The sequence below is a fragment of the Actinomycetospora sp. genome, assembly GCF_055612215.1.
This window is the reverse complement of sequence record NZ_JBVPVA010001034.1, coordinates 1-1,184: the sequence shown is the minus strand read 5'-3', so window position 1 is coordinate 1,184 and position 1,184 is coordinate 1. Positions and strand designations below refer to the sequence as shown.

Annotated in this window: 1 protein-coding gene; it reads right to left on the bottom strand. The window is 75.2% G+C overall.

Annotated features, from left to right (window positions below):
• Positions 1-165: 165 nt before the first annotated feature.
• Positions 166-1,017: an NAD(P)H-binding protein gene (locus AC0CYZ_RS27985; protein ID WP_472221380.1), complete on the bottom strand. Its 852-nt coding sequence runs from the start codon at positions 1,015-1,017 to the stop codon at positions 166-168.
• Positions 1,018-1,184 lie beyond the last annotated feature (167 nt).

Here is a 1,184-nt window from a genome sequence, read left to right as displayed (position 1 = left end):
CGTCGTGGTCGGCGGGATCATCCCGCCGAAGGACGCCGAGCAGCTCCAACGGCTCGGCGTGCAGCGGGTGGTGACGCCGAAGTCGTACTCGCTCACCGGGATCATGGGTGACTTCGTCGACGTGATCCGCGAGGTGCACGGGCTGGAGCACCAGACGACCGGGGCCTAGCGGGTGAAGGCCGCGGCGTGGTCGCGGGCCCACGCGCGGAACGTGCGCGGCGTCGTGGCGAGGAGCCGGGGCAGGTCCCGGTCGGGGACACCGACGCCGGGCTCCCGGGTGGTGGCGGCCTTGGCGACCACGGCGTCGGCCAGCTCCGGCGGCATCCCCCGCTCGACCATGGCCCGGTGCGCGGCCCCGGGTGGGACCTCGACGTAGCGCAGCGGGCGCCCGAGGACCTCCGACAGGATCTCGACCTCGTCCGCTGGGCCGAGCGCCTCCGGGCCGCACAGGGCATAGGCCCGTCCCTCGTGCCCGGGCCGGGTGAGCACCGTCGCGGCGACCGCGGCGATGTCGCGGGGGTCGATGAGCGCGACCCGGCCGTCGCCGTAGGGGTGGTAGACGGTGTCGTGGTCCGCGATGGTCCCGGCCCAGTGCAGGGCGTTGGACGTGAAGCCGGTGGGCCGCAGGAAGGTCCACGCGACGCCGCTGTCGCGCACCGCGTCCTCGCCGGCCCGGTGCCAGCGCGTGATCGGGTCGTCGATGCGGTCGTCGTCGACGCTGAGAGTGGAGAGCTTCACGATCCGGCCCGCGCCCGCCGTCGCGGCGGCGGCCGCGAGATCCCGGTCCTGGGTGGGCCCGTCGGGACCGGTGGAGACGGCGAAGACGCGGTCGACGTCGCGCAGGGCGCCCCCGAGGGAGGCGGGGTCGCCGAGGTCGCCGCCGACCACCTCGACGTACCCGGGCAGGTCGGCGGTCGCGGGGCGGCGGGTCATGGCGCGCACGGGCTCGCCCGTCGTGGCGAGCTCGTCGAGCAGGGCGCGTCCGACGGTGCCGGTGGCACCGGTCACGAGGATCATGGCTCGATCCTCGACACCCCGTGCTGCGATGGCCGCTCGATCCGGGCGAGATCGGCGGGGGTCGACATCCCCAGGCCCCGCCGCGGCGGAATCCGACGGGCTCCCTACTCCTCCGCCTTGGCGTCCCCGCGACGCTTGAGGAACGAGAAGCCGGGGATGCCGTCGAT

Excerpts from the sequence above, each read along its gene's own strand:
- AC0CYZ_RS27985 (WP_472221380.1), bottom strand. The coding sequence starts at position 1,017 with ATGATCCTCGTGACCGGTGCCACCGGCACCGTCGGACGCGCCCTGCTC.